The sequence below is a fragment of the Hydrogenophaga sp. genome (genome assembly GCF_048549895.1).
In the GTDB taxonomy this organism is placed as follows: Bacteria; Pseudomonadota; Gammaproteobacteria; order Burkholderiales; family Burkholderiaceae_C; genus Hydrogenophaga.
The window spans coordinates 24,448-32,038 of the sequence record NZ_JBLYYB010000188.1; the positions used below are offsets into that span (position 1 = coordinate 24,448).

The 7,591-nt window shown below is 66.1% G+C and carries 7 protein-coding genes; all 7 read left to right on the forward strand.

Annotation, left to right across the window (positions count from 1 at the left end):
* Positions 1–49 precede the first annotated feature (49 nt).
* Complete coding sequence (locus ACN4F8_RS17895) at positions 50–1,015, forward strand: LysR family transcriptional regulator (RefSeq protein ID WP_419474804.1); 966 nt, start codon at positions 50–52, stop codon at positions 1,013–1,015.
* 4 nt (positions 1,016–1,019) lie between these two features.
* Positions 1,020–1,820 carry a prolipoprotein diacylglyceryl transferase gene (gene lgt / locus ACN4F8_RS17900; protein WP_419474805.1) on the forward strand — a complete coding sequence of 267 codons (801 nt, stop codon included), beginning with the start codon at positions 1,020–1,022 and terminating at the stop codon, positions 1,818–1,820.
* A 187-nt stretch (positions 1,821–2,007) separates the two neighbouring features.
* Positions 2,008–2,676, forward strand: coding sequence for a GntR family transcriptional regulator (locus ACN4F8_RS17905; RefSeq protein WP_069046228.1), 669 nt, complete (start codon positions 2,008–2,010; stop codon positions 2,674–2,676).
* A complete protein-coding gene (locus tag ACN4F8_RS17910) occupies positions 2,673–4,001 on the forward strand; it encodes a malonyl-CoA decarboxylase domain-containing protein (RefSeq protein ID WP_419474806.1) in 1,329 nt (442 codons plus the stop codon). The genes ACN4F8_RS17905 and ACN4F8_RS17910 overlap by 4 nt, the downstream gene beginning before the upstream one ends.
* A 33-nt stretch (positions 4,002–4,034) precedes the next feature.
* Entirely contained in the window at positions 4,035–5,021 is a 987-nt protein-coding gene (locus ACN4F8_RS17915; protein ID WP_419474807.1) for a Bug family tripartite tricarboxylate transporter substrate binding protein, read from the forward strand.
* Between the two features lie 14 nt (positions 5,022–5,035).
* Positions 5,036–5,797: an enoyl-CoA hydratase/isomerase family protein gene (locus tag ACN4F8_RS17920; RefSeq protein WP_419474809.1), complete on the forward strand. Its 762-nt coding sequence runs from the start codon at positions 5,036–5,038 to the stop codon at positions 5,795–5,797.
* Positions 5,798–5,828: 31 nt separating this feature from the next.
* Entirely contained in the window at positions 5,829–7,370 is a 1,542-nt protein-coding gene (locus tag ACN4F8_RS17925) for a malonate--CoA ligase (protein WP_419474808.1), read from the forward strand.
* Positions 7,371–7,591 lie beyond the last annotated feature (221 nt).

Here is a 7,591-nt window from a genome sequence, read left to right on the forward strand (position 1 = left end):
CCGGCCGCTTTCCAATTGCTTTGGATACCGCGTTTGATACGCTCGGCATATGAATGAGCCATCCAGATCGCTGCGCATTGAATTGCGCCAGTGGCGCCAGTTTGTGGCGTTGGCCGAAGAGCTGCACTTCGGCCGCGCCGCCGCGCGCCTGCACATGACCCAGCCGCCGCTCACCCAGGCCATCGCCGGGCTGGAAGCTGCGCTCGGCGTGCGGCTGTTCGAACGCACGCAGCGCAGCGTGCAGATCACGCCGGCCGGTGCGGCTCTGCTGCCCGAGGTACGAGAGCTGCTCAATCGCGCGCAAGCCTTGCCCGAACTCGCGCGCGCTGCTGCCGCTGGCGAGCTGGGGCGGCTGCGGCTGGCCTTTGTGTCCACCGTGGGATTCGATTTGCTGCCGCGCTGGGTGCGTGCGTTTCGCGAGCAGTGGCCGCAGGTGGCGCTGGAGCTGATCGAGGCCACGGGCGATGTGCAGCTGGAGCTGCTGGCGCGCGGCGAGGTGGACGCCGGCTTTGTGCTGCACTCGCCGGGCTTCACCGCCCCGGGCCTGGCGCAGGCGCTGATCGCCAGCGAACCGCTGGTGGTGGCCCTGCCCGAATCACACCTTTTGGCGGCCGAGGAGCGTCCCGCGCTCAAACGCCTGCTGGCCGAGCCGCTGGTGATCTTTCCCCGGCGCATCCTGCCGTCGCTTTTCGACGCGATCTTTGCGCTCTACAACGCGGCCGGGCGTGCGCCGCAGGTGGCGCAAGAGGCCATCCAGATGCAGACCATCGTGAACCTCGTGTCGGCCGGGCTGGGCATGGCCTGGGTGCCGCAGAGCGTGCGGCAGTTTCAGCGGCCGGGCGTGGTGTACCGCGCGGTGGCCTGGCCACGGGGCAGGGCGGTGCCCGCGTGTGAAACCAGCCTGGTGTGGCGCGCCGATGCCGTGAGCCCGGCGCTGGAGCACTTCATCGGTTTCGCCAGGGATCAGGCGGCAAGTCCCACAGCCCCGGCCCGCAACATGCCAAAGGCACAATAGCCCGATGCTTCAACACCCCCAAATCGACCCCGTCGCCCTGCAGCTCGGCCCGCTGGCCATCCACTGGTACGGCCTCACCTACCTGGCGGCCTTTGGCCTGTTCATGTGGCTCGCCAACCTGCGCTTGCGCCACCAGCCCTTTGCCGGCATCACCAACCCGCCGTGGACGCGGCGCGATGTGGAAGACATCCTGTTCCTCGGCGTGCTCGGCGTGGTGGCGGGCGGGCGCATCGGCTACTGCCTGTTCTACAAGCCGGCGTATTACCTGGCCAACCCGCTGGAGGTGTTTGCGATCTGGCAGGGTGGCATGAGTTTTCATGGTGGCCTGATCGGCGTGATGCTGGCCATGGTCTGGTACGCGCACAGTCGCAAACGCCCGTTCATGGAAGTCATGGATTTTGTGGCGCCGTGCGTGCCCACGGGGCTCGCGGCTGGGCGCGTGGGCAACTTCATCAACGGCGAACTCTGGGGCCGCGTGGCCGACCCGTCGTTGCCTTGGGGCATGGTGTTTCGCGGTGCAGGTGACTTGCCGCGCCACCCCTCGCAGATCTATCAGTTCCTGCTCGAAGGCCTGCTGCTCTTCGTGCTGCTCTGGCTCTATGCGCGCAAGCCGCGTGCGCGTGGTCAGGTGTCGGCCGTGTTCCTCATGGGTTACGGCGTGTTCCGCTTCATTGCCGAGTATTTCCGCGAGCCCGACGCCCACCTGGGCCTGCTCTCGCTGGGCATGAGCATGGGGCAGTGGCTGTGCGTGCCCATGATCGGCGCGGGCGCCTTCATGTGGTGGTGGTTCGGCCGTCGAACCTAGGGTCGCTGCCCCCACGCTCCACCGCTTCGCGGGTCGCTGCCCCCCGAGGGGACTGATCCGCCTGGGGGCGGCCCGGCGGCGGATCTGTCACCACTCATCGCCAGCAAGGGTAAATCCCCGGTACAGAGCGCCGGGGATTTTTTATCATTCGCCGTAATTACAGGTGATTACGAACCGATTCCCTTCCATGCGACTGGTGCTCAACTCCCTGCACGACGAAGTGGCCGCCAAGCTGCGCGAGCGCATCTTCGACGGTGTGCTGGCGCCCGGCAGCTTCATCGACGAACTTGGGTTGTGTGGTGAATGGGCGATCTCGCGCACGCCGCTGCGCGAGGCGCTCAAGGTGCTGGCCGCCGAGGGCCTGGTGCGCCACGAGCCGCGCCGCGGGTGTTTCGTCAACCAGATCACCGAGCGCGATCTCGACGAGATCTTTCCCGTCATTGCCCTGCTCGAAGGCCGGTGTGCGTTTGAAGCCGCGAGCAACGCCACCGACGCCGATCTGGTGACGCTGGAGCAGATGCACGACCGCCTGAACCGCTGCGCCAAAAACCGCCGCATCAACGACTACTACCAGGCCAACTTCGCGATTCACGAAGCCATCATCACGCTGGCCAACAACCGCTGGCTGGCGCAGGTGATCGGCGACCTGCGCAAGATCGTCAAGCTTGCGCGCCTGCAGCAGCTGCACGCGCCGGGCCGGCTGGACCAGAGCCTCTCCGAGCACATGGCGGTGTTTGCCGCGATCAAGGCGCGCGATGCCGAAGGCGCCGAAGCCGCCATGCGCACCCACCTCACGCGCCAGCGCGTGGCCTTGCGCGAGCTCGCGCGCAGCAACACGTCGAGGATCACCGCATGAACACGGCTGAATGGTTGGAGAAGGGCGCCTCCATGCTGCGCCCCAGTGGCAAGGCGGGTGTGCGCTCGACGCAGGAACGGCTCAAGGGCGCGCTGCGGCACGACGACGAAGCCATGTCGCCACGCCAGTTGCGCCGCCTGCTCGACCAGCTCAAGGGCATCGTCGATCCGCTGCTCAGCGAGGTGGAAGGCGGCGCCCGCGCCCAGGCACTGATGGCGTGGTACGCCAAGGCCACACCGCCCGAGCGGCGCGACCTGTGGTTGCTGATGAGCGAACATTTCGTGGCCGACGCCGAGCAGATCAAGGCCGCCCAGACCCAGTTTGCCGCCGCCGTGGGCACGCCCGACGAAGCCGCGGCCGAAGTGCTGTACCGCCGCGCCACGGTGTCGCCGCGCCGGCGCATCTTGCAGCGCTTCAGCGCGCACCCCGAGGGCATCCGTTTTCTGGTCGACGTGCGCGCGGAAATGCAGCCCCACCTCAAGGCTGACAAGCGCCTGCACGCGCTCGACGTGGAGATGGAGTACATGTTCTCCACCTGGTTCGACGTGGGCTTTCTGGAGCTGCGCCGCATCAGCTGGGACTCGCCGGCCTCGCTGGTGGAAAAGCTCATCAAGTACGAAGCGGTGCACGACATCCGCAGTTGGGCCGATGTGAAGAACCGGCTCGATGGCGACCGCCGCTGCTACGGCTTCTTTCACCCGCGCCTGCCCGAAGAGCCGTTGATCTTCGTGGAAGTGGCGCTCATGAACGAGATGGCCGACTGCATCACGCCGCTGCTGGACGAAGAGGCCGCGCCGGTTGACATCGCCAAGGCCAACACCGCCATCTTCTATTCGATCAGCAACACACAGAACGGTTTGCGCGGCGTGAGCTTTGGCGACTCGCTGATCAAGCGCGTGGTCGAGACCCTGCACCAGGAGTTTCCCAAGCTCAAGGTGTTCGTGACGCTCTCGCCCATCCCGGGCCTGCGGGCCTGGCTCAACAAAAACGCGCCGGCCGAATTGCTCAAGAGCTGGGAGAACCTGGAACAGCTCACCGAGTCCGCGCCGGAGCGCAAGGCTTTGCTGGGATGGGCTGCGCGGTACCTGGGCAAGGAGATGCAGGGTGGCAAGCCGCTGGACCCGGTGGCGCGCTTCCACCTGGGCAACGGCGCCCGTGTGGAGCGCCTGAACTGGGCGGGCGATCCGTCCAACAAAGGTTCCAAACAATCCTACGGTTTGATGGTCAATTACCTCTATGACCTTAAACGCCTGGAGAAACACCGCGCCTGGCTGGCGCAGGGAAAGATCCCGATAGCCGCAGCGATCGAAGACCTGTACCTTTGACGTTGCTTTTCACAACCACAGGAGACAAAAAACATGACCCATCACTTCAACCGCAGAGACATCTTGCGCACGGCCGTTGCCGGCGCCGCCGTTTACGGCGCCGGGGCATACGCCCAGTCCACCTGGCCCAACAAGCCGGTGACCATGATCGTGCCGTTCCCTGCCGGTGGCGGTACCGACGCGTTTGCCCGCCCCATGGCCGCGCAGTTCACGCGCATCGCCGGCAAGAGCCTGGTGATCGACAACCGCGGTGGCGCCGGTGGCACGCTGGGCGCCGGCATCGCGGCCAAGGCCGTGCCCGATGGCTACACCCTCTTCATGGGTGCGGTGCACCACACCATCGCGCCGAGCATGTACCCCAAGCTGGACTACAACCTCGAGACCGACCTGATCCCGCTGATCCTGGTGGCCAGCGTGCCGCAGGTGCTGGTGGTCAACCCCAAGAACATTTCGGGCGCGGGCTTCAAGGAGTTCCTGGCGCAGGTCAAGGCCAACCCGGGCAAGCTCAACTACGGCTCGGCCGGTGGCGGCACCTCGCACCACCTCGCGGGCGAGCTGTTCAAGCAGCAGTCCAACACCTTCATCACCCACATTCCCTACCGCGGCGCGGGCCCGGCTCTCAACGATTTGATTGCCGGCCAGGTCGACATGATGTTCGACGGCCTCGGATCGTCTGCGGCCCACATCAAGGGCGGGCGCATCAAGGCGCTGATGGTCTCTGGCAACAAGCGCAACGCGGCGTTCCCCGACGTGCCGTGCGCCGCCGAACTCGGCCTGCCCGAGTACAACGTGACCACCTGGTACGGCGTGTGGGCGCCCAAGGGCACGCCGGCCGATGCGCAGGCCCGTGCGATCGAAGAGATCCGCAAGGCCGTGAGCACCGACGAAGCCAAGGCCGTCTGGGCCAACCAGGGCGCCGAGTTCGCCAACATCAGCGGCCCGCAGTTCGACGCCTTCGTCAAGGGCGAGATCCGCAAGTGGGCGGCGGTGGTCAAGGCTTCTGGCGCCAAGCTGGACTGATCGCTTTGACCTCTGTGGCAGGCCGCGTTCAGGTGGCCATCGAAGGCTTGCTCGCCCGGGTGACCTTGTCGAATCCCGGCAAGTTCAACGCCATGTCGCGCGCGATGTGGCGAGAACTCAAGACGGTCTTCGAGGGCCTGCAGGTCAGAACCGACGTTCGCTGCGTGATCGTGGCGGGCGATGGCGGTCATTTCTGCGCCGGTGGCGACATCGTCGAGTACCCCGACTTCCGATTTGATGAGACCGCCCTGCGCGGTTTTCACGAGGACGAGGTGTGGGGCGGCCTGGGTGCCATGCTCGCGTGCGACCTGCCGCTGCTCGCACAGATCGAAGGCAACTGCATGGGCGCGGGCGTGGAGATCGCGAGCTGTTGCGACATCCGTGTGGCAGCCAGCGGCTCGCGCTTTGGCGCGCCGATTGCCAAGCTCGGTTTCCCCATGGCAGCGCGCGAGGCCGCGCTGGTGGCGCGCGAGGCGGGTGCCGCCACCGCGCGCGAGATGTTGCTGGAAGCGGCTGTGTTCGACGCCACCGAGATGAAGGCGCGCGGTTTCCTGAACACCGTGCTGCCCGACGGCACGCTCACACCCGCCGTGCTGGCGCGCGCGCAGCGCATCTGCGCGCTGTCGCCCCAGGCCGCGCGGCTGAACAAACAGGCTTTGCGGGCCACGCAAGATGCAACTTCCGCCACGGCCGATGGCGCCTACCGTTACGCCGACAGCGCGGAGCATCGCGAGGGCATCGCGGCTTTCCTGGCCAAACGGCCTGCGGTCTTCTGATTTTTTGTCACACCACTTTGCTGACCAGAACATGAGCAACTCCAACCTCTTTGCTGCCCTGCGCGCGGCCTTTCCGCAGGACCTCGACCGCGTGGCGATCGAGACCGACGATGGCCTGAGCTATTCGTGGCGCGACCTCGACCGCGCCTCGGCCATGGTGGCCAACCTGCTCGATTCACTGGCGCTGCCACCCGCCTCGCGCGTGGCCGTGCAGGTGGAGAAGTCGGTCGAAGCGCTGGTGCTGTACCTGGCCACGCTGCGTGCAGGCCATGTGTTTCTGCCGCTCAACACCGCCTACCAGAGCGCCGAGATCGAGTACTTCATCGGCAACGCCGAGCCTGCGGTGGTGGTGTGCAGCCCGGGGCAGTTCGGTTGGGTCAGCAAGATCGCCTTCACCGCCGGCACGCGCCATGTGTTCACGCTGGGTGACGACCGCACCGGCAGCCTGCTGGAGCGCGCGGCCCACATGAGCGACCGGCACACGCCGGCCGTGCGGGCAGACGACGACCTCGCCGCCATTCTGTACACCAGCGGCACCACCGGCCGCAGCAAGGGCGCGATGCTCACGCACGACAACCTGCGCAGCAACGCCGAGGTGCTCAAAACCTACTGGGGCTGGAAGCCCGACGACGTGCTGATCCATGCGCTGCCGATCTTCCATGTGCATGGTTTGTTCGTGGCCATCCACGGCGCGCTGATCAACGGCAGCAAGATGTTCTGGATGTCCAAGTTCGACCCCAAGCTGGCGATCCGAAAGTTCTCCGAGGCCACGGTGTTCATGGGCGTGCCCACGCTCTACACCCGCATGCTGGCCGAGCCTTCGCTCACGGTGCAGCAGGCGGCCCACATGCGCCTCTTCATCTCGGGCTCGGCACCGCTGTTGATCGAAACCTTCAACGACTGGAAAGCCCGCACAGGCCACACCATCCTGGAGCGCTACGGCATGAGCGAAACCGCGATGCTGACCTCCAACCCCTGCAACGCCGACGCACGCCATGGTGGCGCCACCGAGCGGCGCGGCGGCACGGTGGGTTTCCCGCTGCCGGGCGTGGAATTGCGCGTGATGGGTGACGACGGCCAGTTGGCACAAGCCGGCGAGATTGGTGGCATCCAGGTGCGCGGCCCGAACATCTTCAAGGGCTACTGGCGCATGCCGGAAAAGACGGCCGAAGAGTTCACAGCCGACGGCTTTTTCAAGACCGGCGACGTGGGGCGCATCGACGAGCGCGGCTACGTGAACATTGTGGGCCGCAGCAAGGACCTGATCATCTCCGGCGGCTACAACGTGTACCCGGCCGAGATCGAGGGCTACATCAACGAGATGCCGGGTGTGGTGGAGAGTGCGGTGATCGGTGTGCCGCACCCCGACTTTGGCGAGGTGGGTGTGGCGCTGTTGATTGCCAAGCCGGGTGCGCAGGTGGACGCTGCTCAGGTCTTGGCTTCTTTGAAGTCACGTCTCGCGAACTTCAAGATTCCCAAGCGCTGTTTTGTGGTGAACGAGTTGCCTCGGAACACGATGGGGAAGGTTCAGAAGAATTTGCTGCGGGATCAGCACAAGTCGTTGTTTGCTTGAGCCTGGTTTCGTTGGCCTGATCCGGTCGCCGGCAACCGGGCTGACCGGCTCCGCGGCTGTCCCCCGCCCGGGGCTGCGCCCCGTGCTCCTCCTTTATGCCGCTGCGCCGGTCAGCCCGGCTGCCGCCGACCTCATTGGCGCGCGAAGTGGGTGTGGACAGTGGTGTGCAGGGGTGCAGGCCGCTCGCGGGCGTGGGGTGCGCTGCGCAGCGAAATAAAGGA